Source organism: Streptomyces caniscabiei, from assembly GCF_014930365.1.
GTDB classification, from domain to species: domain Bacteria; phylum Actinomycetota; class Actinomycetes; order Streptomycetales; family Streptomycetaceae; genus Streptomyces; species Streptomyces caniscabiei.
In genome coordinates, this window is record NZ_JABXWI010000004.1 from 240,054 (window position 1) to 263,615 (window position 23,562).

Annotated in this window: 21 protein-coding genes and 3 pseudogenes; 12 read left to right on the forward strand and 12 right to left on the reverse strand. The window is 73.5% G+C overall.

Features of this window, described 5'->3' with window-relative positions; all coding sequences use genetic code 11:
• Window positions 1–289 precede the first annotated feature (289 nt).
• Window positions 290–1,816 carry a bifunctional aminoglycoside phosphotransferase/ATP-binding protein gene (locus HW837_RS12830; protein WP_196788860.1) on the reverse strand — a complete coding sequence of 509 codons (1,527 nt, stop codon included), beginning with the start codon at window positions 1,814–1,816 and terminating at the stop codon, window positions 290–292.
• The gene (locus HW837_RS12835; RefSeq protein WP_193379717.1) at window positions 1,809–2,678 is read right to left on the reverse strand and encodes a universal stress protein; all 870 of its coding nucleotides are present in this window, start codon (window positions 2,676–2,678) and stop codon (window positions 1,809–1,811) included. Before HW837_RS12835 ends, HW837_RS12830 begins: the two co-directional genes overlap by 8 nt.
• Window positions 2,679–3,024: 346 nt before the next feature.
• Here HW837_RS12835 and HW837_RS12840 point away from each other — a divergent pair, with 346 nt between their 5' ends.
• The 4 genes from HW837_RS12840 to HW837_RS12855 all read left to right on the forward strand — a co-directional run bounded on the left by HW837_RS12840 (window position 3,025) and on the right by HW837_RS12855 (window position 6,443).
• A complete protein-coding gene (locus HW837_RS12840; RefSeq protein WP_045561865.1) occupies window positions 3,025–3,630 on the forward strand; it encodes an Rv1733c family protein in 606 nt (201 codons plus the stop codon).
• A gap of 48 nt (window positions 3,631–3,678) precedes the next feature.
• Window positions 3,679–5,034, forward strand: coding sequence for a nicotinate phosphoribosyltransferase (locus HW837_RS12845; RefSeq protein WP_193379716.1), 1,356 nt, complete (start codon window positions 3,679–3,681; stop codon window positions 5,032–5,034).
• 11 nt (window positions 5,035–5,045) lie between these two features.
• Entirely contained in the window at window positions 5,046–5,333 is a 288-nt protein-coding gene (locus HW837_RS12850) for a DUF1876 domain-containing protein (protein ID WP_045561863.1), read from the forward strand.
• A gap of 201 nt (window positions 5,334–5,534) precedes the next feature.
• Window positions 5,535–6,443, forward strand: coding sequence for a DUF1918 domain-containing protein (locus HW837_RS12855; RefSeq protein ID WP_193379715.1), 909 nt, complete (start codon window positions 5,535–5,537; stop codon window positions 6,441–6,443).
• A gap of 27 nt (window positions 6,444–6,470) precedes the next feature.
• Here HW837_RS12855 and HW837_RS12860 read toward each other — a convergent pair.
• Together HW837_RS12860 and HW837_RS48575 are read right to left on the reverse strand one after the other, a co-directional pair.
• Window positions 6,471–6,839, reverse strand: a pseudogene (locus HW837_RS12860) (BON domain-containing protein); the annotation flags it as partial.
• A gap of 213 nt (window positions 6,840–7,052) precedes the next feature.
• On the reverse strand, window positions 7,053–7,499 hold the full coding sequence (locus tag HW837_RS48575) for a universal stress protein (RefSeq protein ID WP_237270155.1): 447 nt from the start codon (window positions 7,497–7,499) through the stop codon (window positions 7,053–7,055).
• A gap of 413 nt (window positions 7,500–7,912) precedes the next feature.
• Between HW837_RS48575 and HW837_RS12870 the strand changes: the two genes are divergently transcribed.
• From HW837_RS12870 to HW837_RS50340, 5 genes and pseudogenes are all read left to right on the forward strand, one after another.
• Window positions 7,913–8,050: a hypothetical protein gene (locus tag HW837_RS12870; RefSeq protein WP_193379714.1), complete on the forward strand. Its 138-nt coding sequence runs from the start codon at window positions 7,913–7,915 to the stop codon at window positions 8,048–8,050.
• Between the two features lie 50 nt (window positions 8,051–8,100).
• On the forward strand, window positions 8,101–8,769 hold the full coding sequence (locus HW837_RS12875) for a DUF4389 domain-containing protein (RefSeq protein WP_045561860.1): 669 nt from the start codon (window positions 8,101–8,103) through the stop codon (window positions 8,767–8,769).
• A gap of 133 nt (window positions 8,770–8,902) precedes the next feature.
• Complete coding sequence (locus HW837_RS12880; RefSeq protein ID WP_390623509.1) at window positions 8,903–9,181, forward strand: hypothetical protein; 279 nt, start codon at window positions 8,903–8,905, stop codon at window positions 9,179–9,181.
• Between the two features lie 121 nt (window positions 9,182–9,302).
• Window positions 9,303–9,563 (forward strand): hypothetical protein, encoded by a 261-nt coding sequence (locus HW837_RS50020; RefSeq protein WP_390623515.1) that lies wholly within the window; start codon window positions 9,303–9,305, stop codon window positions 9,561–9,563.
• A pseudogene (locus tag HW837_RS50340) lies at window positions 9,526–9,837 on the forward strand (hemerythrin domain-containing protein); the annotation flags it as partial. The gene HW837_RS50020 and the pseudogene HW837_RS50340, both read left to right, overlap by 38 nt.
• 120 nt (window positions 9,838–9,957) lie before the next feature.
• Here the strand turns inward: HW837_RS50340 and HW837_RS12895 are convergent.
• From HW837_RS12895 to gap, 5 genes are all read right to left on the reverse strand, one after another.
• Window positions 9,958–10,476: a flavodoxin domain-containing protein gene (locus HW837_RS12895; protein WP_045561857.1), complete on the reverse strand. Its 519-nt coding sequence runs from the start codon at window positions 10,474–10,476 to the stop codon at window positions 9,958–9,960.
• Between the two features lie 104 nt (window positions 10,477–10,580).
• Window positions 10,581–11,312 carry a CBS domain-containing protein gene (locus HW837_RS12900; protein WP_045561856.1) on the reverse strand — a complete coding sequence of 244 codons (732 nt, stop codon included), beginning with the start codon at window positions 11,310–11,312 and terminating at the stop codon, window positions 10,581–10,583.
• Between the two features lie 13 nt (window positions 11,313–11,325).
• A complete protein-coding gene (locus HW837_RS12905; RefSeq protein ID WP_045561855.1) occupies window positions 11,326–14,019 on the reverse strand; it encodes a bifunctional acetate--CoA ligase family protein/GNAT family N-acetyltransferase in 2,694 nt (897 codons plus the stop codon).
• Window positions 14,020–14,144: 125 nt separating this feature from the next.
• On the reverse strand, window positions 14,145–16,520 hold the full coding sequence (locus tag HW837_RS12910; RefSeq protein WP_193382302.1) for a glycoside hydrolase family 65 protein: 2,376 nt from the start codon (window positions 16,518–16,520) through the stop codon (window positions 14,145–14,147).
• A 155-nt stretch (window positions 16,521–16,675) separates the two neighbouring features.
• Window positions 16,676–17,689, reverse strand: coding sequence for a type I glyceraldehyde-3-phosphate dehydrogenase (gene gap / locus HW837_RS12915; protein WP_045561186.1), 1,014 nt, complete (start codon window positions 17,687–17,689; stop codon window positions 16,676–16,678).
• A gap of 272 nt (window positions 17,690–17,961) precedes the next feature.
• On the opposite strand from gap, the gene HW837_RS12920 reads away from it, so the two are divergent.
• Window positions 17,962–18,669 (forward strand): CBS domain-containing protein, encoded by a 708-nt coding sequence (locus HW837_RS12920; protein ID WP_193382303.1) that lies wholly within the window; start codon window positions 17,962–17,964, stop codon window positions 18,667–18,669.
• Between the two features lie 154 nt (window positions 18,670–18,823).
• On the forward strand, window positions 18,824–19,279 hold the full coding sequence (locus HW837_RS12925) for a pyridoxamine 5'-phosphate oxidase family protein (RefSeq protein WP_045561188.1): 456 nt from the start codon (window positions 18,824–18,826) through the stop codon (window positions 19,277–19,279).
• A gap of 73 nt (window positions 19,280–19,352) precedes the next feature.
• Here HW837_RS12925 and HW837_RS50025 read toward each other — a convergent pair whose 3' ends face one another.
• The 3 genes and pseudogenes from HW837_RS50025 to HW837_RS12935 form a co-directional block, all read right to left on the reverse strand.
• Window positions 19,353–19,898 carry a universal stress protein gene (locus HW837_RS50025; RefSeq protein ID WP_313895482.1) on the reverse strand — a complete coding sequence of 182 codons (546 nt, stop codon included), beginning with the start codon at window positions 19,896–19,898 and terminating at the stop codon, window positions 19,353–19,355.
• Window positions 19,899–19,968: 70 nt separating this feature from the next.
• A pseudogene (locus HW837_RS50030) lies at window positions 19,969–20,424 on the reverse strand (hypothetical protein); the annotation flags it as partial.
• A gap of 139 nt (window positions 20,425–20,563) precedes the next feature.
• Window positions 20,564–21,574 (reverse strand): Acg family FMN-binding oxidoreductase, encoded by a 1,011-nt coding sequence (locus HW837_RS12935; RefSeq protein WP_193379713.1) that lies wholly within the window; start codon window positions 21,572–21,574, stop codon window positions 20,564–20,566.
• A 251-nt stretch (window positions 21,575–21,825) separates the two neighbouring features.
• Here HW837_RS12935 and HW837_RS12940 point away from each other — a divergent pair, with 251 nt between their 5' ends.
• Window positions 21,826–23,277: a phosphoribosyltransferase gene (locus tag HW837_RS12940; protein ID WP_193379712.1), complete on the forward strand. Its 1,452-nt coding sequence runs from the start codon at window positions 21,826–21,828 to the stop codon at window positions 23,275–23,277.
• Window positions 23,278–23,562: the final 285 nt, after the last annotated feature.

Consider the following 23,562-nt stretch of genomic DNA (forward strand, 5'->3'; position numbering starts at 1 on the left):
TGAAGGCGGAGCGGGCGGGCCCGGTCTCGGCCGGACACGGGCGTGGCGGGAGCCGGGGGCCGCCCACTTCTCGCGGGCCGAATCGCACGGTGCGCGGCTCCTGCTCCGCTTCCCCGTGTCCCGTCGTGGCCCTCGGCTCACATCCATTGCACCGCCGCGCCCACCGGGGTCGAAGGGCCGGAAGGCCCTCCACGCCGAGGCCGACCGGCCTGCGGTCGACGTGCCGTTCGGGTCCGGCCCGCGCAGCGTGGAGCCGGGCGGACCAGCGGGGGCCGCCCACCCGGACACGTCAGTCCTGGTCCGGCTCCCCGTAGGCACGGCGGAAGACCGGGGCCTGGTCCGCCCCCCAGGGGCGTACGGCGGCGAGCGCATGGGAGACGGCGGATTCCAGCGGGCCGCTGGTGTCGACCGTGACGGCGTCCGGCCAGGGTGGTTCCCGGGCCGCGAGCGCCGTTGCGACGCCGAGGTCGGCGTCGGACGGTCCGGGGGAACGCGTGTTCAGGCGAGCCGCGGAGACCTCGCCCGGTACCTGACAGTGCAGGGCCACGAGGTCGGCGCGGGTGCCCTCGGCCACCCGCCGCGCCCGCGCGCGCAGCTCCCTGGTGGACCAGGTCGCGTCCAGGACGACGGGTTCACCGCGCGACAACAGGGCCGCGGCGCGGTCGAGGAGGGCCGCGTAGGTCCTGGTCGTCCACTCCGGGGTGTACAGCCCTTCCCCGTACGCGGCCGGCGCGGGCGTGTCCGGGGAGATGCCCGCCAGCTCCTTGCGGAGGCGGTCGCTGCTGAGCAGGGTGACGCCCAGCCGGTCGGCCAGCGCGCCGGAGAGGGTGGACTTCCCGCTGCCCGGCAGCCCTCCGACGAGGGTCAGGCCGACAGCGGAGGTACGCAGGTGACGCAGTGTGGCCGAGAGCAGTCGTCGTGACGCCGACCGGGCCCCCGGGGCTCCCTGGGCCGCCTGGATGAGGGACACCTTGGCCCTGACGAACGCGCGATAGGCGACGTAGTGGTGCCGCAGGGACGGCGGCGCGGGGTCACCGGAGTACTCGCTGTACCGTGCGAGAAAGCGGGCCGCCGCCTCCGGCGCGCCGAGCTGTTCCAGGTCCATGGCGAGGAAGGCGGCGTCGTCGAGCCCGTCGACGTAGCGCAGGTGGTCGTCGAACTCCAGGCAGTCCAGGACCCGGGGGCCGTCGTCGAGGCAGAAGATGTCCTCGGCCAGCAGATCGCCGTGACCGTCCACGACCCGCCGCTGCTCGATCCGGGAGTCGAACAGCGGCCGGCGGCCGGCGAGATAGCGGCGCACCAGCCGTTCGGCCTCGTGCAGTCCTTCGAGGTCGGCTCCGTCCTCGGTCGTCGCGCGGACCTGCTCGAAGCTCGCCTCCCAGCGTGACGCCAGCGCGTCCCTGGTGCCCTGCTCGTCCACGTCGCGGCCGTGGGGCGCCGCCGCGTGCCAGGCGGACAGGCGCCGGGCGACGGCACGCAGGACCTCGTCGACGTCCGCACCGGCTCGCACGAGTGCGGACAGACGGCGGTCCGCCGGCATACGGCGCATCACCACGAGGGGTTCGGACGCCTCGGCGCCGGGGCTGACGACTTCGCCGACGCCCAGGTAGACATCCGGCGCGAAGCGGCGGTTGAGCACTGTTTCGCGTGTGCAGGCCGTCCTACGGGCGGACTGTTCCGTGTAGTCGAGAAATCCCAGATCGACCGCCTTCTTGACCTTGTACGCGCGATCACCGGCGAAGAACACGATCGCGGTGTGGGTCTCGGCCACCTCCGCGCGGGGCGGGCGCTCCCCCGGGGTGCCGGTTTCATTCATGGGGGACGACGGCGACGGGGCAGCGTGCGTGATGGATGGCCGCGTGAGCCACGTGATCCAGATGGTGCGTGGCACCGTGGTGGTGCACACGCCGTCCGACGACCAGCAGCGCGGCGCCCTCCGCGGCGTGCACGACGGCCTTGGCGGGGCTCGTGAGACGGATGGTGTCCTCCACGTCCACCTGCGGGTACTTCTCGCGCCAGGGCCGGAGAGCCTTGCTCAGCTCCTCCTGTGCCTCCCGCGTCAGCTCCTCGCTGACGCCGTGGTCCACTCCCCAGGGCATCCGCGCGTGGAACGGCACGCTGCGCCCGCGGACGGCGAGCAGGGGAATGTCCCGGGCCGCCGCGCTGTGGAACGCGAAGTCGAGCAGTTCGTCGCAGGGTCCGTGGCGTTCCATCGCCACGACGACCTTGTCGGCCGAGGTGGGGCGTGGCCGCTGCTCGGTCGGCTCCGCGCGGACCAGGACCACGGGCCGCGCCGCCCGCGCCACGACCGGCATGCTGACATCGCCCATGAAGTAGCTCTCGGCGGACGCCAGTCCCCGTGACCCCAGCACCAGCATCTCGGACTCCGCGGCGGCCCGGATCAGAGCCTCCTGGGCGTCGTCGGCGACCAGACTGCCGACGACGGACAGACCCGGACGGCGTCCGCTCAGCTCCGCCTGCGCGGTGTGGACCAGGCGCTTCGCCCAGTAGTTCTGGTCGACCTCGGACGGGATGTGGGTCGGTTCCGGTGCCAGCAACGGCCACGCGTGCAGCAGCCTCAGGGTGAGCCTGCGTTTCTCGGCCTCGTCGGCGGCCCAACGGGCGGCGGCCAGGCTCGCGGGCGAACCGTCCAGGCCCACGGTGACGACTGGTTCCATGGCGGCGGCCTCCGTCTCTTGCGAAGCTGGATACGTCGGCGGCCGTCGGCGAAGGAGTCCGCCGGCGAAGGAGTCGGCCGGCTCCTTCGGCCCGGACCGCGTCGGCCGGCCGGGGGTGCTGCGTTTCCCTCCTTCGAGAATCACCCCGATCCCCCGGCCTCGCATGTGGACCGAGGCCGCGGGTGGGCAAGGTTCGGATCCCTCTCGGGGGGCCGCACTGTCGGGCTCCTCAGGGCCCACATGCTCGACGTCAGGGACATTCGGCCCTATGGCCGGAGTCCGCCGGCGTCCGAAGGTGGGACCAGCACCGGGGGGAGCGAACCAGCGAGCCGCTGGAGGCCGACCCATGAGCGCACCAGGAACGCCGTACACGCCGGACCCGTCCTCCCCGCGCGGTGAGCACAGGTCCGGGGGCGCGAACCCGCTGAGGCGTCCGTCCGACCGGTTCGAGTCCTGGCTCCGGCGCCTTCTGCTGGTCGTACTCCTCGTCGGGCTGCCGCTGGCCGCCTACGGCGCGGGGACGGCGGTGTACGAGTCGTCCATGGAGACCGTCCGGGCCCAGACCGCGGAACGGCACGAGATCACCGCGCGGCTGACGGAGGATCTGGACGGTGCCAACGACGCGTCGAAGCAACTGGCGCGGGTCCGCTGGACCGACGAGGACGGCGACGTACGGACCGGGAACGCCCTGGTGAAGGCGGGGACCGACAAGGGCGCGTCCGTGCGCGTGTGGCTGGACCGCGACGGGAACCTCACCTCGCCGCCCATGAACACGCTCAACGCGAAGAGCTCCGGCTGGCTGGCCGGCGGCATGGCGGCGTTCGCAGTGGCGTTCGGCTGCTACGCGGTCCGGTCGGGGACGCGGCTGCTGCTGGACCGCGCGAGGTACGCGCGGTGGGCCGCCGACTGGGACCGGGTGGAGCCGCTGTGGTCGGCCCGCTTCCGCGGATGACGCACTCGGATCGGACACGGGCCGCGCGAGCGGGAGGAGGCAGCCGGAATGTCGGACGCGACGACCACCGACCTGTACGAAGTGACGATGGCCATGTCCTACCTGCGGGAGGGGATGACCGCCCCGGCGACGTTCAGTCTCTTCGTCCGTGACCTGCCCCCGGAACGCGGCTTCCTGGTCACGGCCGGCCTGGGATCGGCGCTGGACCACCTGAGCGGGTTCCACGTCGGCCCCGAGGACGTCGACGCCTTCGCGGCCGCGCTGCGCCGGCCACGCCGGGATCTGGAACCCCTGCTCGGCCTCGAGTTCACCGGCCGGGTACGGGCGGTGCCGGAGGGGCGGGTCGTGCTCGCCGGTGAGCCCCTGCTGGAGGTGACGGCTCCCCTGCCCGAGGCACAGCTGGTGGAGACGTACCTGCTGAACCAGCTCACCCATCAGACGGCCGTCGCCTCGAAGGCCGCACGGTGCGCGCTCGCGGCGGCCGGCCGGCCGCTGGTGGACTTCTCCCTGCGCCGCACGCACGGCCCTCAGGCGGGGTTCCAGGCCGCCCGGCTCGGAGCGCTGGCGGGATTCGCCGGGACCAGCAACGTCGCGGCGGCCACGGCGCTCGGCATCCCCGCGGTCGGGACGATGGCCCACTCCTACGTGGAGGCGTTCGCCTCGGAGGAGGACGCGTTCCGCGCGTTCGCCCGCGCCCACCCGGGGCCGGTGACCCTGCTGGTGGACACCTACGACACCGAGGAGGGCGTCCGAGCGGCGGCGCGCGTCCTGCGCGACCTGGACCTCGCTGCCCGCGGACGCGGCTCCGCCGTACGGCTGGACAGCGGCGACCTCGGGGACCTCGCGGTGCGGGCCCGGTCCGTCCTCGACCACGCGGGCCTGCCGGGAGTGCGGATCGTCGTCAGTGGCGGTCTCGACGAGTACGCCGTCGACGACCTGGTGCGCTCCGGGGCACCGATCGACACCTACGCCGTCGGCACCCGCGTGGGGGTGGCGGCGGACGCGCCGTATCTGGACTCGGCGTACAAGATGGTGGAGTACGACGGCCGTCCGGTGATGAAGCTGTCGTCGGCCAAGGAGACGGCCCCGGGGGCCAAACAGGTGTTCCGCCGCCGCGGTTGCGCCGATGTGATCGGCCTCGCCGACGAGGAGCCACCGGACGACGCCGTGGCGCTGCTGGAGGCGGTGATGCACGAGGGACGGCGCACGGGACGCCCGCCCACGCTCGACGAGTGCCGGGCGAGATGCGCGGCCGACGTGGCGGAGCTGCCGTCGTCGGCCCGCCGGATCAGCGCACCGGTGGCGCCCCGTGCCGCTCCCTCGGAGCGGCTGACCGCACTCACCGCACAGGTCCGGCACCGCGTCGAGAATCTGGTCGCGGCTCGTCGGACCGCGCCGGGATGAGGAGGAAGGCCATGGCACACACATCGGAATGGAAGGTTCGCCTCCATCTCTTCGAGGACGACGACGGAACCACCAAGGCCCGTCTGGTGCTGGACACCGGTGCCACGCAGATCGTCGGCAGCGGCTCGGCGCACCGGCATCCCGCGGACGCCGATGTGCCGGAGATCGGTGACGAACTGGCGGCGGGCCGCGCGATGAACAACCTCGCCCGGCAGCTGATCAGGGCAGCCGAGCGTGACATCGAGGGCGTGGGAGCCGCACGGCCGAGCAGCGCGCAGGCCACCGGGTGGTCCCTGTGAAGACCGGATCGGTCCCTGTGATGCCACGACGGGGCACGAAGCCCGGACGAGCGAGGAAACCGAGGAGGCCGCTCTGCGCGAGTCGGACGACCTGCGGCGCGGGGGGACCAGTTGATGCACGCCGCCTTCGTCGGCCCGGCCTCGCCGTCACTGGCCCCGGTTCGTGGCACGACACAGGACGACTCTGAGAGGTGGGGCGACATGCAAGCTCATCTCGGCGACCAGCTCGTCATCGAAAGCACGACGTCCGGCGCCACCCGGCGGGACGGGGAGATCGTCGGGCTGCACCACGAGGACGGCACACCGCCCTACGACGTGCGCTGGTCGGACACGAACGAGGTGACGCTCGTGTTCCCCGGCCCCGACGCCCACGTCAACCATCTCGAGTCCGCGTCGCCCGCGACGGCTTCCCGCGCGCCGCACGATGCACCCGCCGCCGATCGAGCAGCTGCGTCGGACGCCGTCGGTCCCGGTGACATCGGCCGACGCGTGCTCGCGGAACGACAGCGGCGGGGACTCAGCCGCGAGGAGACCGCCCGACGCGCCCGGATGTCACCCGGCTACCTGGCTTATCTGGAGGAGTATCCCGCCGACCCGACCAAGGCGGCCCTCATCAACCTGGCCGACGCGCTGGGCACCACCGCCATCGCTCTGCGCGGAGGGGGCGTCGATCTGCCGCCCGGCCAGGGGCAGGCACTGCCGCACCCGCGGCTGAGGGACCTGGACGTGGACGAATGCCGCGGGCTGCTGTCCACGCACGGCGTGGGACGCGTCGCGGTGACGGCCCCCGACGGCCGCCCGGCGGTCGTCCCGGTCAACTACGAGGTCGTCGGCGACACCATCGCCTTCCGGACCGCCCCCGAGTCGCTGCTCGCGGCAGCCGTCGGCACGGAGGTCGCCTTCGAGGTCGATCACGTGGATGAGCCGTTGAGCCAGGGCTGGAGCGTGCTCGCCGTCGGCCCCGCGAGCGTCGTCACGGAAGCCGGCGCCGTACGCCGCCTCACCGAGCGGGCGCACACGACGCCCTGGCCGGGCGGGCCGCGCGACATGTGGGTTTCCGTCCGGGCCGAGAGCCTGACCGGTCGGCGGATCGCGCCGGCGGAGGAGTGAGGCGGCGCCCCGGCCTGTGGGCGCCGGTCAGCCGTCGTCGGTCGGGCCGGGGGCGGCGTCCGCCTCGCCGAGCCGGGAGTGCACGTCCACCACGCCCTCCACGGCGCGGACCAGCCGCTCGGCGACCCAGCCCAGCGCGGGATCCCGGACCCTGCCGCTGAGGGTGACGACCCCGTCGTGCACGGACACATGGATCGTGTGGCTGAGTGCGGGGAAGAGGTAGGCCACCACCGTGCGGCGCACTTCCTCCTCGATGTCCTCGTCCGACCGCAGGAAGACCTTCAACAGGTCACCACGGCTGACGACGCCGAGCAGCCGTCCCTCGTCGTCGATCACCGGCAGACGCACCACTGCGCGTGTCCGGTCGCCGTGGTCCCGCAGCAGGTCTGAGGGGCGCCGGGGCGGGTTCCGGGGGCCGTGAGCCGGCACCGGGGCACGGCCACCGCCGACCACGTCCGGGACGGCGCGGGTCCCGGGCGGGTGTCGGGGGCGGTCCGGTGCGGCCGACGACGTGTGCCGCGGGCGCCACGGATGTCCGTCCACGAAGGTCCGCGTGCGCGGAAGCACCTCGTCCACCAGGCAGTCGAGCCGCCTCGAACGCGAACTCGATCACCTCGTCGCACGGATCGTCGGGGTCGAGACCCCGCACCACGTCCCGGTGGCCGGTGAGGGCCGAACGAGCCGCCGTCCGCCCCCCGGCGCGGATGCTCGTACGGGGCCTGTTCCCCGGCCCCGTACGAGGACGAAGGGGGCGGGTGGCCCTCGCGACCACGCCCAGGGCGACGGACCCGACCAGAAACCCCGTGAAACCGGGGTGGCCGGGCCCTCGGCCTGCTCGCAGGTCAGTCGCACCGTGGGGTACCCGGCACGGATCCGATCCTCCGCCTGGCGCAGGACCCGTCGGCACGGGTACCGCTGAACGGCGTGCTCGCCCTCGCCCTCCGAGGAGCGGGGTTGCCGGTTCCAGGCGTGTACTGGATGAAGGGCGCGCTCCCGGAGGGCGGCCTCACGGGCAGCCCACTCCGCGGCGGCCAGGCTCTGCGCCGATCCGTCCATACCGGCGAACACAGGCGGAAGCAGATGTGTCCCTCCCCTTTTCGATCCACTCGTCCCGGTCGGCACGCGGTCGACTCGTCGCCCTCAGCGTCGGGTTTCGCGGGCATGGGCCCGCGGGTCCGCCTACGGGGCCGGCCGGCCCGAGCGCGCCGGCTCCCGGGCAGGGCTGTACACCGGGCCCGCCGTCGGCGTCTCCGACCGATCCCCGACGACAGTCGGCCGAGCGCCGGTGTCGAGGGACGAGCTGCCCCGCCCGGGTACCCGTTCAGCCCCTGGGAAAGGGGGCCCGACCGCCCGAGGCTGGAAGCGAGGAGCCGACCCGGGACGGGCCGCCGGACGACCGCGGGGCCCGTCCGCCCCAGGGTTCCTCTCTGCCCCGGGGACGGCCCGGGTCGGAAGCAGGAGGAGACCTGATGGCGTTCGGCTTCCTCGGGCTCATCGCCTTCCTGGGCACACCCGGTGTGGTCCGGTGGCCAGGCGAACGCGAGGTCGTCCTGGAGGAGCGCCACTACATCGGCGAACACGACGGCCATCGCCACTACCGGCAGTGATCAGCGCAGTGCCGGGGGGACCGTGAACAGCTGGGAAAGGACCGAGAACCATGGCATCGGAAAAAGTCCCGCCGAGTGTGCCTCCCCTCCAGCCGGTCCGGCTGACCGCGACCTGTGATCCACAGCTGTCCCGCTGGCTGTGGCTCGTGAAGTGGCTGCTCGCGCTGCCCCACTACGTCGTCCTGGCCTTCCTGTGGGTGGCGTTCGTCGTGGTGGGCATCGTGGCGTTCTTCGCGATCCTCTTCACCGGCCGCTATCCGCGCCCCCTGTTCGACTTCAGCACCGGAGTGCTGCGCTGGAGCTGGCGGGTGGCCTTCTACACGTACGGCGCCCTCGGCACCGACCGCTATCCGCCCTTCACGCTCGCCGAGGTGCCGGACTACCCGGCACACCTGGACGTGGCGTATCCCGAGCAGTTGTCCCGCGGGCTGGTGCTGGTGAAGTGGTGGCTCCTGGCCATCCCCCACTACCTGGTGCTGGGCATCATCGGGGGCGGCATCCACGTCACCTGGACCTCGGGAGGACTCATCGCGCTCCTGACGTTCTTCGCCGGGGTCGCCCTGCTGTTCACCGGTGTCTATCCGCGCGGCATCTTCGATCTGGTGATCGGCCTGGACCGGTGGGTGCTGCGGGTCGCCGCCTACACGTCGCTGCTCACGGACGTCTACCCGCCGTTCCGTCTCGACCAGGGCGGCAGTGAGCCGGGGACGCGCCCATGACGACCGGGCAGGTCCGTCGTCCCGGCCGTCATGGGCGCGTCGGTCCGGGGGGCCGGGACGAGGAGGACCGGCCCAGGGTGACGGGCGGCTCGGCCCCTGCCGAGCATCAGCGTCCCGACAGACGGTGAGGACCATGACTCGGGGCAGTCGGATCGCCGTCACGCGCATCCGGGGAGTCCCGGGCGCGTCCACCGCCTGGAACTCGACGGCGAGCGCCTGGCACGGTCCACAGCGACCAGTTCGCACGGACTGGGCCTCGGTGAGGCCGTCGAACTGGCCCGCGCCCTGGGGCGACTGTTCCCTCGCCACCGGCCTCTCCCCCGCCGTCACGGCCGCGGTGGCTCCCCTCGTCGACACGGTCCGGGACGAGATCGCGCGGTTTCACGCCGCGCCGGTGGGGAGGCTGCCATGACCCTAGGAGGACGGGATCGTCCAGGGAGTCGGCTTCCGGCCCTTCGTGTACCGCACCGCCTCGACGCTCGGGCTGAGCGGCTGGGTGGCTGAGCGGCTGGGTGGCCAATGTCGACGGGCGCGTGGAGGGCGAGGTCGCCGGAGAGCGCGGCGCCGTCGACGAGTTCGCGGCGCGGCTGCGGATCGACACGCCGACACTCGCCCGGGTGCGTCACGTCCGGCTGACGCCCGGCGCGCCCGACACCGGCATCTGCGACGCCTGCCTGCGTGAGCTGCGTGACCCCGCCACCGCTGCCCGTTCACGGACGGTGAGGTTCTCGTCGCCGACCGACGCGGCACCGTCGCGCGGGCAGGTTCGCGACCGCGCCACTGCCGAGCTGTGACGCGGTCGTGCTGCTGACCGAGCGGCTGCTGCCGCACGAGCACGCCGAGGAGCGCCGGCTCCACCCCGCGCTCGTCGACTCGCCGGGAGGCCCGGAGACGACGGCCACGATGAGCAGGGCCCACGCCGAGATCGACCGTCTCGCCGACCGCATCGCCACGCACCTCACCCTCACCGACGCCGACGGCGACGGCGACGGCGACGGCGACGGCGACGGCGACGGCGACGGCGGGCTCCGCCCGGAGAACCTCGACTACTCCTCGCCGGCGCCGTGAGGGACCTGGCCGTGGCGGAGCGGTCGTGGGGGACCTGCCCGGAGCGGCCGCGGCAGAGGCGCAACACACGGTACGGCGGGCGACCCGCCGCCCGCCGTACCGCCCGCCGCCCCTTCCGGGTCAGCGCCGCTGCTCCCCCTGGTCCGCCCCCAGCAGGTCCTTCGCGATCCGGCCCGCCCACGCCTCGATCGCGGGAAAGTCCCGGAAGTCGCCGCCCTTGCCGGACTCCACGATCCGGTGGGCGATGAAGCCCTTCGCGCCCTTCTCCAGGCAGCCGCCGAAGGTGATGTGCTCCCTGGCGTCGAACCGGATCACGGCCCTGCGGACGCCGGGCACGGGCGGGATGTCCCGCTCGGAGGCGGAGGCGTCGAGGGGCCCGCTGCTGAACAGCCACAGCGGGCGTGCGGGCAGTTCGCGGCGGTGCCGGCGCAGGAAGCGGCGGGCGTTCTTCTGCCAGCGGCCGGCGTAGACCCCGCCGCCGACCACGACGGCGTCGTACGGCAGCAGGGTGACGACGGATTCGGCGGGCCTGGCCTCGGCCGTCACCCCCTCCTTGTTCAGGGTCTCGGCGATGGTCTCGGCGATCCGGGCGGTGGATCCGTTGGTCGTCCCGTAGGCGACCAGGACTTTGGCGTTCATGACGTTGAGCCTCCTTCTCGCGGCCCTGCTTCTCGCGGCCCTGCTTCTCGCGGCCCTGCGCGACCGGCCCGCGCTCTCGCGGGTCGCGCGTCACGGCCCGCGGTTCACAGCCTGCGCAGCCAGTGGTCCGTGACGCCGTGCAGTGCCTGTTCGGCGGGTTCGATGTGGGCGTCGTCCAGCCGCCAGGTGAGTTTGTCGACGACGCCGACCACCCCGTCGACCTGGCGGGTCATCGAGACGGCGATCTCCGTCTCGCTCTTGCGTTCCAACTGGCCGGAGAGGGTGACGACGCCCTGGTCCACGGTCACGTCGACGCTGTGCGGGGCCAGCCACAGGGTGCGCACCACCACCTCGCGGGTCACGGTGGAGCGGATCTCCTCGTCGGGCCGCAGGAAGACCTGGAGCAGGTCGCGCCGGGTGACGATGCCGACGAGGCGTTCCTCCTCGTCCACGACGGGCAGCCGCTCCACGCGGTGCTGGGCCATGGTCCGGGCCGCCTCGACGACGGTGTCGTCCGCGTGCACGGTGATCGGAGGCTCGGTCATCAGCCGGCCCGCGCTGCGGGCCTCGGCCTTGGCGGCCTGCCGTCGCGCCCCGCGGGTCAGCGCGCCGAAGAGGTGGCGCCCGCGCGACTCGTAGGGGTCGGGAGCCTCGGCCTGCCTGGCCATCAGATCGGTGTCGGAGACGACCCCGATGACCTTCTCGTCGTCGTCGATCACCGGAAGTCCGCTGATCCCGTGGTCGGCGAGCAGGCGGGCGACCTCCTTGAACGGGGTGTCGTACTCGGCACGGACGACGTCGGTCGTCATCACGGAGCCGACCTTGTCGTGCTTCATGGCTCTTCCCTCCTCAGCGAAGGCGCCGCAGATAGGGGTCCTGGGGCCTGCGGGGCAGCAGACGCACGCGCGCGTCGAGCACGGAGACTCCGGCCGATGTCGCGAGAACGGGGTTGAAGTCGGCCTCGGCGAGCTGCGGCAGGTCGGCCGCCATCCGGGACAGCCCCAGCAGCAGCCGCTCCAGGCGTTCGAGGTCGACCGGTCCGCTGCCGCGCGCGCCGAACAGCAGCGGGGCGCAGCGCGGTGCGGTGATCAGGTCGTGGACGTCGTGGTCGGTGAGCGGGGCGAGCCGGGCGGCGTGGTCGCCGAGCACCTCGGTGGCGGTACCGCCGAGTCCGAACAGCACGAGCGGGCCGAAGACCTCGTCCTGGACGACGCCCGCGAAGAGTTCGGTGCCGCGCGGGGCGAGCGGTTGGACGATCACACCGGCCAGCAGGTCCCCGAAGCGGGTCTCGAAGTCGCGGAAGGCGGCGCGGACCTGGGAGTCCCCCTGGAGGTCGAGGTGGACCGCGCGCTGTTCGCTCTTGTGCACGAGACCCGGCCAGTGTGCCTTCATGACCACGCGGCCGTCGGGACCGCGCAGTCGGTCGGCGGCGAGGACGGCGGCGTCCTCGGTCTCGGCCCAGGCCCAGGGGATCTGCGGGATGCCGTAGCAGGACAGCAGGTCGGCGCAGGCCCGCGGGTCGAGCCAGCCGCCGTCCGGGTGGACGGACAGGAACGTGTCGACGAGGTCGTGGGCGCGGCCCGGGTCGATGCCGTCCAGGTGCGGCACGGTTCCGGCGGGGCGGGCCAGCCAGGCGGCGCGGCGGGCGGCGTGGGTCAGGGCCCGTGCCGCGGCCTGGGGTTCGGCGTAGGACGGGACGGTGCCGCCGCCGGTGGCGGGCAGCAGCCTGACCGGCAGGTCCTGTTCGAGTCGTACCGCGACGACCGGTTTCGGCCTGGGGCCCGGGGCGTCGGTGAGGGCCCTGATGAGGTCGTCGCCGGTCGCCGTGGCGACGGCCGTGGGGACGAGGGCCAGCAGCACGGCGTCGATCCCGCCGTGCCGCAGCACCCGTTCCACGGCGTCCTTGAGCCGTTCCTCGGTGACGGCGGCCGTGGCGTCCACGGGGTTGCCGACGGAGGCGCCGCCGGGCAGCACGGCGAGCAGGTCCCCGGCGAGTTCGGGGGTGAACGCCGGGAGGAGCAGTCCGGCCTCCACACAGGCGTCGGCGGCCAGGACGCCCGCGCCTCCCGCGTTGGTGAGGACGGCGACGCGGAATCCCTTCGGCAGGGGCTGGGAGTGCAGGAGCGCGGCGGTCTCGAGGAGTTCGCCGACCGAGCCGGTGGCGGTGACACCTGCCTGGGTGAACAGGGCCCGGCGGGTCATGGTCGGGGTGGCGGCGGCGGCCGTGTGCGAGGCGGCGGCCCGACGCCCGGCCTCGGTGCGGCCCGCGTCGACGGTGAGCACCGGCATACGGCGGGTCACCCGGCGCGCGGTGCGCGAGAACGCCCTGGGGTTGCCGAAGGACTCCAGGTGGAGCAGGGCGAGGTCGGTGCGGCCGTCGCTCTCCCACCACTGGAGCATGTCGTTGCCGCTGACGTCGTACTTGTCGCCGAGCGAGGCGAAGGACGACACTCCGATGCCGAGCCGGGAGAGCCCGTCGAGCAGGGCGATGCCCACCCCGCCGGACTGCACGGCGACACCGGCGGTGCCGGGGCTCGGATGGCCGGCGGCGAAGGTCGCGTCGAGGCGGACGGCCGGGTCGGTGTGGGAGATGCCCAGGCAGTTGGGGCCGACGAGGCGCATACCGTGTGTGCGGCAGGCATCCCGCAGAGCGCGCGCCTGGTCACGGTCCAGCCCCGCCGTGACCACCAGCAGGGCCCGTACGCCGGCCTTGCCGCATTCCTCGGCCGTGGCGGGGACCGCGGCGGCGGGTACGGCGACGACCGCGAGGTCGGGGGTCCGGGGCAGTGCGGCGACGGACGGGTGGCAGGGCACGCCGAGGAGGGACGCGGCGGCGGGGTTCACCGCGAACAGCCGTCCGGTGAATCCGCCGGTGCGCAGATGGTGCAGCACGGCGCGCCCGACGGATCCCGGCTTGCGGCCCGCGCCGATCACGGCGACGGCGCGGGGTCGCAGCAGCGGTTCCAGGCTGGCGACGTCGGCGGCCCGGCCGCGGGCCTCGACGGCCGTGAGGTAAATGTCGTCCTCGGTCAGGGTGATGGCGCAGCGCACCTCGGGGCCGTCGTAACTGCGGGACATGCTCAGTCCGAGGTCGGAGAAGAGCCGGAGCACCTCGCTGTTCTCGCTGAGCGCGTCGGCGGTGAAGGTGGTGATCCCCTCCGCGCGGGCGGCCGAGACGAGGTGTTCGATCAGCAGGGTGCCGACGCCCCGGTGGTGCAGTCCGTCGGCCACCGCGATGGAGATCTCGGCCGTGCCGGCGTCCTCGCCGGTCTCGTACTCGGCGAGGCCGATCACCTGGCCGGCGCGCTCCGCCAGGAGCGCCCGGTATCCCTGACGCGGCGGAGCACAGGCCCGGTCCGCCGCCTGCTCGGCCGATCGCCGGCTCGCCGCGAAGAACCGCAGCCGCAGATTCTCCGACGACATCTCCTCGTAGAGTCCTTGGAGCTGATCGTGATCGCCTCGCTCCACGGCCCGGATGCGAACGGTCGTTCCATCCGCGAGCAGGGCGTGGACAGGGGGGCGGCTGAGCACGTCGTCCGTCATGGCGGGTCTCCTCCGGGCCGGTGACACTTCGAGCATCCAGCGGATCGGAAGGTGATCCCATGGGCTGTCCGGGGGCGGGCAGGGGGGCCGGTCGGCCCTCGGTGGGAGGGCCCGGCAGCCCTCCGTCAGTCCGGCAGGGCGAGCGTGCGGGACTCCCCCGGCGCGACCGAGACGGTGCGGTCGCCGAGGGCCACGTCGATGGGGTCGCGGTCGGAGTCGGGCACGGTGATGTGCAGCTGTCCGGACCGCAGCCGCAGGTGCACACCCCAGTGGCCCCGGTAGCGGATGGAGAACCCGTACTCGGACAGCTCCGGGATCGGCACGGGGGCGAGCCTCAGCATGTCGCCGCGCGTCTCCAGTCCGGTCAGACCGCGCTGCACGAGGTCGAGGGTGCCGGCCATGGCGCCGAGATGGATGCCCTCGCCGGTGGTGCCGCCCTGCAGGTCGGCAATGTCGCCGGCAAGGGCTTCCTGGACGAAGGTCCAGGCCTCCGAGCGGCGGGCCCTGGCGAGTACCCAGCCGTGCACGAGCGCGCTGAGCGTGGAGCCGTGGGACGTACGGGCCAGGTAGTAGTCCACCGTGCGCCGCCAGGTCTCGTCGTCCAGCCGGTACCCGAGCCGGTCGAAGAGTGCGCGCAGTTCGGCGGGTGAGAAGAGGTGGCCGAGCATCAGCGCGTCGGCCTGCTTGGACGCCTTGTACCGGTTGACGGTGTCGCCCTCGGCCTCCAGGATCCGGTCCAGCCGGCGGATGTCGCCGTACTTCGCCGTGTACGCCGCCCAGTCGAGTTCGGCCAGCTCGCCGTACCCCGCGAACTGGCTGATCACACCGGCGTGGAACGGTACGTGGAGGGAACGGGAGACGTCCTCCCACAGTTCGAGTTCGCCGCCGTCGAAGCCGGTCCGGTCGGCGAGTTCGCGACGGCGCGGCCGCGGGAGCGTCTCCAGCAGCTCGCAGGCGCGGGCGAGGACCCAGGCGGCGGTGACATTGGTGTACGTGTTGTCGTCGAGTCCCGGCCGGTCGGCCCCGGGGTAGGCCTCGTGGTACTCGTCGGGCCCGACGACCCCGCGGACGCGGTAGCGGCCGAGGCCCTCGTCCCAGGTGGCCGCGTTCGCCCAGAAGCGGGCGATCTGGAGCAGCATCTCGGCGCCCTTGGTGTGCAGGAACTCGGTGTCGCCGCTGGCTTCGCAGTACCGCCACACGTTGTAGGCGATGGCCGATCCCACATGGTGCTGGAGGTGTGAGTGGTCGGGCAGCCAGCGCCCCGAACGCGGGTTGAGGTGAAGGCGCTGGGTCTCCTCACGGCCGTCGCTCGCGCTCTGCCAGGGGTACATGGCCCCGGTCCGCCCGATGTCCCCGGCCTCGGTCAGGGCCCGTGCCAGGCGGCGGTGACGGTAGGTCAGCAGTGCCCGGGAGACCTCGGGGAAGTGCAGGTTCAGATAGGGCAGGACGAACAGTTCGTCCCAGAAGACGTGTCCGCGGTAGGCCTCGCCGTGCAGTCCTCGCGCGGGGACGCCGACGTCGAGGTCGGCGGTGTGCGGGGAGAGCGTCTGCAGGACGTGGAACAGATGCAGCCGGAGGATGCGGCCCGCCTTCCCGGGCACCTCCAGATCGGCACGCCGCCACAGCAGGTCCCACGCGGTGAGGTGGGACTCCCGCAGTTCGTCGAAGCCGGGGGCGTGGCCGACCCGGTCGACGGCCGCCTGGAGCGGGTCGTCGATCGCCGGGTCGCGGGAGGTGAACAGGGAGACGGTCTTGTCGACGGTGACGGTGCGGCCGGGCGCCAGTGCGAGGCGGAACCGCTGGACGGCCCGCCGCCCCGCGTGCCGGGCCTCGGACGGCTCCCCGCTCGCGCTGACGGTCCGTGCCGCCATGCCGATACGGATGCCGGAGGCGCTGGTGCGGCAGCGCAGCCACACCGTGTCGGCGTCCGCCGAGTCGGAGTGGACGTGCACGAGGTGCCTGGTCTCCAGGTCCCGGTAGCGCGCCACTCCGGCGTTGCGCACCCGGCCGTCCAGGGCGGCCTCCACCTCCAGTTCCCCCGAGAAGTCCTCGGCCGTGAACTCCGTGCGCAGCGCGGCGAGATGGGGGTCCCCCATGTGCACCAGCCGCAGCTGGCGTACCCGTAGCCGACGGCCGGCGCGGTCCTCGTACGTGGAGCGGCGCTCCAGGAGGCCGGTGCCGGGGTCCAGGCCCAGGCTGTGGTCGAGCAGCCGGTGGCGGTCCGGGGTCAGCCAGTCCTCGCCGGTGAGGCGGAAGCGCAGTGGCAGCCAGTTGGGCAGGTTGACCATGTCCTCGTTCTCGACGTGGTGACCCGCCACCTCGGAGGTCAGCCGGTCGTAGCAGCCGGCCGCGTAGGTGCCCGGGTAGTGCACGGCGTCGGCGCCGCACTCGGGCAGTGCGCCGCGGGTGGCGAAGTAGCCGTTGCCGAGGGTGCACAGCGCCTCGCGCAGGCCCTCCTGCCCCGGGTCGTAGCCCTGGTACTCCCAGATCCAGTCGCGCATCCGGTCCTCCGGCACGTCGGGGGCCGCGCGGAGCCCGTGGGCGTCCCATCGTCGTGTCAGCCTAGGCCGCCGGCCCCGGTCCGACGCGGGTACGGCGGCAGACGGGCGATCGTGCCTGCTCGTGCCTGCTCGTGCTTCCCGTGTGTCCTCGGTCGTCAGTCGTCGGCGACCAGGGCGGTCAGGTCGAGGAGGCGGTTGGTGTAGCCCCACTCGTTGTCGTACCAGCCGAAGACCTTGGCGAGGGTGCCGTTGACCTGGGTGAGAGCCGGGTCGAAGACGCAGGACGACGGGTCCCCGATCACGTCGCGCGACACGATGGGGGCCTTCGACACGCGCAGGACGCCGTGGAGCGGCCCGTCGGCGGCCGTCGCGAACGCGGCGTTGACCTCCTCGGCCGTGGCCTCGCGCTCCAGCACGACGGCCAGGTCGGTCAGGGAGCCGTCCTCCACGGGCACGCGGACCGCGATCCCGTCCAGGGCGCCGACCAGCTCCGGTACCACCAGTCCGACGGCGCGGGCGGCGCCCGTGCTGGTCGGGATGATGCTCAGTGCCGCCGAGCGGGCGCGGCGCAGGTCCTTGTGCGGGCCGTCCAGGAGGGCCTGGTCGTTGGTGTAGCCGTGGATGGTGGTCATGACACCGCGTTCGATGCCGAAGGCGTCGTCGAGGACCTTCACCATCGGGGCCACGCAGTTGGTCGTGCAGGAGGCGGCCGAGACGATCCGGTCGCGGTGGCGGTCGTAGGTGCCGTCGTTGACGCCCATGACGATGGTGGCGTCCACGCCCTTGCCGGGAGCGGACAGCAGCACGGTGTGGGCGCCCGCCTTCAGATGCAGGGCGGCGGACTCACGGTCGCGGAAGCGGCCGGTGGACTCCACGACGATGTCGGCGCCGTGGTCGGCCCAGCGCAGGGCGGCCGGGTCGCGTTCGGCGGTGACCGTGATGCGCCGGCCGTCGACGGTGATCGAGCTGTCGTCGTGGCTCACCTCGCGTCCGATGCGTCCGAACGTCGAGTCGTACTCCAGCAGGTGCGCGAGCGTGGCCGGCGAGGTGATGTCGTTGATCGCGACCACCTCGACGTCCTGGGTGCCGGCCTCGGCGCGGGCGAGGGCGGCGCGCAGGTAGGTGCGACCGATACGGCCGAAGCCGTTGATACCGACGCGAACGGTCATGGCGGTGTGCTCCTCACGGGGTCGGGAACCGCGGGCGGAACGGCCGAGGACGGGCGAGGGCGACGATCTCCCCGGCCTCCTCGCCGGGGAGACCCTCTCCCCCGCCTCGTGGCCGGACTCCCCGATGGCAGCGTCGTGGTGACGGGTCCCGGGGAGCAGGGGCCGCAGGTCCCCCGCCGGGGCCGTCCGGCCCATGGAGCACCGCCCGGCACAGGCGGAGAGTGGGTGGGAGGCAGCTGGAGAGACACGAGTGTTTTCAGGAGGCGAGGGCCATGCGGCACCGGTTGGTGAGCGACCTCATGACCACGTCGGTCGTCCGGGTGCACCCCGACACCGGATTCAAGGAGATCGCCAAACTGCTCGCCGAGTACGACATCACGGCCGTACCGGTGGTGGACGACGACGACCGTCCCGTGGGCGTCGTCTCCGAGGCGGACCTGTTGCGCAAGGAGGCCGCACAACTGGATCCGGCAGGTCTGCTGCCGGTGCTGCATCCGAAGCCCGCGGCCCGCGCGAAGGCGGAGGCGGCGACGGCCGCGGGGCTGATGAGCACTCCGGCCGTGACCGCCCGACCGCAGTGGACGGTGGTGGAGGCCGCCCAGGTCATGGAGCGGCACCGGGTCAAGCGGCTGCCGGTCGTCGACGAGACCGGTCGGCTGGTCGGGATGATCAGCAGGGCCGATCTGCTCCGCGTGTTCCTGCGGGGCGACCGCGCCATCCGAGAGGAGATCAACGGAGACGTCCTCCTGCGCACCCTGGGGATCTCGCCCGACGCGATCCTCGTACGGGTGGTCGACGGACGGGTCACGCTCCGCGGCACCGTCGAGCGCAGCTCCCTCGTCCCGGTCGTGGTGCGGCTGTGCGACGGCGTGGACGGAGTGGTCGACGTCTCCGCCGAGCTGGAGCATCGCGTCGACGACTCGGACACGTCGGCGGGCTCGGACCCGGGCACGTCGCGCCGGTCCCAGCTGGCGAGCTGAGCGATCCCGTCGGCGTCCTCGCCGGAGTCCGGGGCCGGTTCGCCCGGGGGCCGGGGCCGAACGGCCCTACCGCGGCACGGACGGTCACCGTTCCATGGAGGCCGCCCGTGCCGAAAGCCGTCAGCACGCACACCCACCCGCGCGGAAGACCACTATGCCGATCAGCGAACCCATCGGAGCCGCCAGGCCCAGGCGGTCAATCGACCTCGACAGCGACGAGGCACTGCGGCTGCTCGGCAGTGTGTCCTTCGGACGGATCGTCTTCACCCGGCACGCGCTGCCGACCGTCCGTCCCGTCAACCATGTGCTGGACGACGGCGACATCGTCATCCGCACCCACGAGGGCACGGCACTGACCGCGCGGGCCCAGGAGGCGGACGACCTGGGCGTCGTGGTGGCGTACGAGGCCGACGCCATCGATCCGGAGACGCACCTCGGCTGGAGCGTGGTCGTCACCGGCTACGCGCGCCCGGTCACCGATCCCGAGGAGCTGGCCCGTTATCAGGCGATGCTGCGGCCCTGGGTGAGCGGAACCATGGACCACGCGGTCCGTATCCGCCCGGATCTGGTCACCGGCATCCGTCTCACGGCCGTCGAGGCGGACGCCTGAGGCCGACCGGGAAACCGGTTGGAACCGGGACACGGTCGGCCTCAGGTGTCAGGTCGGCTCAAGTCGAATCGGCTCAGGGATGCGGGACGACGGCGACGGGGCAGCGGGCGTGGTGGAGCACCGCGTGGGTGACCGACCCGATGCGCGGACCGACGTGCGGACCGACGTGCGGACCTACACCGGGACGGGTGTCCCGGATCCGGCGTCCCACGACGACCAGACCGGCCCCGCTCGCGGCCTGCACGAGCGCGGTGGCAGCCCGTTCCCGTACGACGCTCTCCACGACGGGAACCCCGGGGAACTTGTCGCACCAGGGGCGCAGCGTCGCCACGACGGCACGCTCCCGCGCCGCGAGCAGCTCGCGTGCCGGTGTCGGTACGGAGGTGTCGTCCACCGTGTGAGTCGCGGGGACCCGGTACGCGTGGAGCACGCGGAGCCGGGCGTCACGCCGCGCGGCGGCGGCGAAGGCGAACTCGACGAGTTCGTCGCAGGGACGCGAGGTGTCCAGCCCGAGGACCACGTCCCGGTAGGGGGTCTCCGGTATCTCCTCGGGAGAGATGCCGTCCGGGGCCGGGAGGTGTTCGTCGGCGAGGGTCTGCCGGGCCCGGACGAGCACCACGGGACGAGGCGGACCTGGCGACCAGACGCTGCGCGACCGAGCCGACGAAGAACCCCGTGACCGCGCCCGGTCCACGGGAGCCGAGCACCAGCAGTTCCGCCTTGTCGGCCTCCTCCAGCAACGCGTCCACCGGGGAGTCCGCGACGAGCCGGTCGACGAGCCGCAGTCCGGGGTGCGCGGACCGCACGCTGACGACCGCCCGGTCCAGCGTCAGTTCGGCCCAGCGGCGCTCACCGATGTCGGCCGGTACGGAGGCGGGCGGACGCGGGTGCCACGCCCGGCTTCCCTGGCCGCCCAGTGGGCCGCGGCGAGGCTCTCGGTCGATTCGTCGACTCCGACGGTCACGTGTCGCTGCATGGTGCGCGCCTCCTGCGCTCGGGCCTGGCTGCTCCTGTGCGAAGACTCGGGGAGGACCACCGCGCGCGCAGGGGGCCGCACAGTCCTTTCGCCGGGCCCTTCGGCCCCAACCGCCGTGTGGACGCTGCGGACCCGGGCCGACCGGCGTGGTGGCCGCGTCGAAGGGCACGTCGGCGACGCGCGGCCGGTCGCGATGTTCCTGGTCGGCCTGGACACCGGCCCTGGCCGCGAGCCCGACCGGCGCGGCCTCCGTCGGGTCGCCGCGAAAGCCCTCCCCGGTCGGGCGAGGGAGGGAGGGGGCGGCACCGTCAGGTGATGTCGAGGACGTCCCGGACAGGGCGGCGGGGGGTGTCCGGGCCGTGCGGACCGTAGCCGAGACGCAGCACCATCTGGACGTACCCCCGCCCGGAGACGGGGTCGCGGGTGAGGGTGCGCAGGTCGTCGCTCTCCAGCGGGTGGGAGGTCGGCGCGCCGGCCAGTCCGGCTGTCGTGGCCTCCAGCAGGACGTGTTCCAGTGCCTGCCCGGCACGCAGCCAGTCGAGGAGCGCGTCACCTCGGGTGTACAGCAGGGCCAGGTGGGGGCTGGACTCGAAGGCGGTGGTGCCACGGTCGGCCACCGGCCGTCGCCCGGCGAAGTCCCGCTGCGGTGCCCGGCCGTCCCGACGGCGCGGGCCGAACGCGTACTCGGGTACGCCGTCGGTGGCGATGTCGGCCTCCGGGCCGAGCCGGGTCCAGCGCTCCAGGTCCTCGCGGCCTCCGGGATCCAGGATGTCGCGGCTCTCGGCGTCGCGGACCAGCTCCAGGACGGTGTCGAGGTGCCAGGCACCGGGGAACGTGAGCTCGGCGTCCTCCCGGGCGGCGGCCACCCGCAGTCGCGACCGCACGTCCTCGGGGACGTCCCGGTCGTCGAAGGGGTAACGGCTGGTGTGCCGTCGGTGGATGGCGGGGTACAGCCGGGCCAGATCCTGCTCGTCCGCTGTCGGCCCCCTGTGGTCCGCCGGGTGCGCGGCGGCCAGCTGGACGGCGGCCAGCAGGCGCGGGTCGCCCGGGTCGGGCAGCAGCCGGACCAGCGGGGACAGGCCCGCGTGCGCCGCGGCGACGCGGAGGTTGAACAGCGCCGCCCCGCAGCCGATGTGCAGCGCCCGGTGGGTGGGGTCGGTGCGGCGCATGGCCCGGCCGAGGTCGGCGCGCAGCAGCAGGACACGCTCGTCGGTCAGGAACCGGAAGCGCCAGGGCTGCGCGTTGTGCATGGACGGGGCCGCCGTGGCGTCGGCCACGAGATCGGTCACCGTCTTCGTGTCCAGCTCTCGCGTGGTCATCGCAACCTCCCGGCGAGGCATCCGGTATCCGCTCCATGAGAAGTCCGCGGCCCCTCGAAAATCCGCGGCCCATGAAAAGTCTGCGGCGGTGCCGCCGATAGCGCGAGGGACCGTCCGGCCCTCACCTGGGCCGAAGGCCCCTCGCGCGCTCGCACCACGACGCGGTGCAATGGAGGGAACGGCAGGAGGCGCCTTTTCTTCCGACACCGACTCCCCCGCTTCGTCGCGGTGGGCGCACGAGGAGGTGGCGTATGCCCTTCGACGACCGTACGGACGCCGGACGCCGGCTGGCCCGGCGTCTCGGGCACCTGCGCGGCGAGGATGTCGTGGTCCTGGGACTGCCTCGGGGCGGCGTGCCGGTCGCGTACGAGGTGGCCGCAGCACTGGAGGCACCGCTGGACGTGCTGGTGGTGCGCAAGCTGGGGGTGCCGTGGCAGCCGGAGCTGGCCTTCGGCGCCATCGGCGAGCACGGTGTCCGTGTCCTCAACCAGGACGTGATCGACAGCGGCGGGCTGCGGGACGAGGAGCTGGCCGACGTCGAGCGCGCCGAGCGGGCGGAGCTGGAGCGGCGTGTCGCCCGTTACCGCGCCGGGCGTACCCGTGTGTCCCTCGCGGGTTGCACCGCGCTGGTCGTGGACGACGGGCTGGCCACCGGTGCCACGGCCGAGACGGCCTGCCGGGTGGTGCGGGGTCAGGGCGCGGCGAGGGTCGTCCTCGCCGTGCCGGTGGGATCGGTGGAGGCCGTCACCCGGCTGCGCGCGGTGGCCGATGACGTCGTCTGCCTGGAGACGCGGGAAGACCTGGGCTCGGTCGGCGCGTGGTATCGCGATTTCGCGCAGACGCGCGACTCCGAGGTGATCGGTCTCCTCACCCGTGCCGCCCCGGCCCAGTCGCAGCCGCCCGCCCCCACCGCCGTCCCGCTCGAGCCGCCTCTCCTGGGCCGACGGGTGGATGTCCCGGCGGGCCGGGCCGGGGAGAGATCCACGGACCGGGCCCGGCGCACCTCCCCGGCCCGGAGCGCGTCCTCTGCCCGGCTCGCGGAAGGGACCGTGAGCCGCGAGGTGCGGGTGCCCGCCGGACCCGTACGGCTGCCCGCGCGGCTGGTGCTGCCCGACGCGGCTCCGGTGACGGTCGTCTTCGCGCACGGCAGTGGCAGCGGACGGCACAGTCCGCGCAACCGGTACGTCGCCGACGTCCTCGACCGGGCGGGCCTGGGCACTTTGCTGCTCGACCTGCTCACGGCGGAGGAGGAGGGCGACCGCCGCAATGTCTTCGACGTCGCGCTGCTGGCCGGCCGGCTGCACTCCGCCGCCACCTGGCTGCGTGAGAGTACCGGGCTGCCGGTGGCCTGTTTCGGTGCCAGCACCGGAGCCGCGGCCGCCCTGGAAGCCGCGGCCGCGCCCGGGGCGGACATCCGCGCGATCGTCTCCCGGGGTGGGCGCCCCGACCTGGCGACTCCGGCGGCGCTGGGCCGGGTGCGGGCACCGACCCTCTTCGTCGTGGGGAGTCTGGACACCGGGGTGCTCAGCCTCAACCGTCTCGCCGCCGACCGGCTCCGCTGTGAACACCGGCTCGCTGTCGTGCCCGGCGCCACGCATCTCTTCGAGGAGCCGGGGACCCTGGCCATGGCTGCCGAACTGGCCCGCGACTGGTTCACCACCCACGTCGCCAGGCCGGACACCGGACACCGCCGCCCGGCCTGAGCACGGCTGGACGCGCCGGCCGCCGAGCCGACCGGCGCCGACCGGCGGGGAGGGACGACGCCGGCCGCCGCCTGACGGGGAGAGTGTCACCGGCCGGCCTGCTGAAGCCCTGGGGCGCGGCGACCACCACGAGCACGGGCACACCGCTGTCGGCACGGTGGCCGTCCCCGAAGGGCACGCGTCACCGCCGGACTCCTCCGGCACGCCGCCCTTCGCCGGATGTGGGGGCGCGCCGAACCGTGGAGGGCGTCGGGCCGCGGAAGGCAGGGGAGGCGGCGACCGGGC

Coding starts and splice junctions, on each gene's coding strand:
- HW837_RS48575 (WP_237270155.1), bottom strand. CDS start 7,499: ATGGACGGATCGGCGCAGAGCCTGGCCGCCGCGGAGTGGGCTGCCCGT.
- HW837_RS12845 (WP_193379716.1), top strand. CDS start 3,679: ATGTCGGACGCGACGACCACCGACCTGTACGAAGTGACGATGGCCATG.
- HW837_RS12905 (WP_045561855.1), bottom strand. CDS start 14,019: ATGACGGACGACGTGCTCAGCCGCCCCCCTGTCCACGCCCTGCTCGCG.
- HW837_RS12935 (WP_193379713.1), bottom strand. CDS start 21,574: ATGACCACGCGAGAGCTGGACACGAAGACGGTGACCGATCTCGTGGCC.
- HW837_RS12835 (WP_193379717.1), bottom strand. CDS start 2,678: ATGGAACCAGTCGTCACCGTGGGCCTGGACGGTTCGCCCGCGAGCCTG.
- HW837_RS12870 (WP_193379714.1), top strand. CDS start 7,913: ATGGCGTTCGGCTTCCTCGGGCTCATCGCCTTCCTGGGCACACCCGGT.
- gap (WP_045561186.1), bottom strand. CDS start 17,689: ATGACCGTTCGCGTCGGTATCAACGGCTTCGGCCGTATCGGTCGCACC.
- HW837_RS12880 (WP_390623509.1), top strand. CDS start 8,903: ATGACTCGGGGCAGTCGGATCGCCGTCACGCGCATCCGGGGAGTCCCG.
- HW837_RS12850 (WP_045561863.1), top strand. CDS start 5,046: ATGGCACACACATCGGAATGGAAGGTTCGCCTCCATCTCTTCGAGGAC.
- HW837_RS12895 (WP_045561857.1), bottom strand. CDS start 10,476: ATGAACGCCAAAGTCCTGGTCGCCTACGGGACGACCAACGGATCCACC.
- HW837_RS12875 (WP_045561860.1), top strand. CDS start 8,101: ATGGCATCGGAAAAAGTCCCGCCGAGTGTGCCTCCCCTCCAGCCGGTC.
- HW837_RS12840 (WP_045561865.1), top strand. CDS start 3,025: ATGAGCGCACCAGGAACGCCGTACACGCCGGACCCGTCCTCCCCGCGC.
- HW837_RS12940 (WP_193379712.1), top strand. CDS start 21,826: ATGCCCTTCGACGACCGTACGGACGCCGGACGCCGGCTGGCCCGGCGT.
- HW837_RS12920 (WP_193382303.1), top strand. CDS start 17,962: ATGCGGCACCGGTTGGTGAGCGACCTCATGACCACGTCGGTCGTCCGG.
- HW837_RS12855 (WP_193379715.1), top strand. CDS start 5,535: ATGCAAGCTCATCTCGGCGACCAGCTCGTCATCGAAAGCACGACGTCC.
- HW837_RS12925 (WP_045561188.1), top strand. CDS start 18,824: ATGCCGATCAGCGAACCCATCGGAGCCGCCAGGCCCAGGCGGTCAATC.
- HW837_RS12910 (WP_193382302.1), bottom strand. CDS start 16,520: ATGCGCGACTGGATCTGGGAGTACCAGGGCTACGACCCGGGGCAGGAG.
- HW837_RS12830 (WP_196788860.1), bottom strand. CDS start 1,816: ATGAATGAAACCGGCACCCCGGGGGAGCGCCCGCCCCGCGCGGAGGTG.
- HW837_RS12900 (WP_045561856.1), bottom strand. CDS start 11,312: ATGAAGCACGACAAGGTCGGCTCCGTGATGACGACCGACGTCGTCCGT.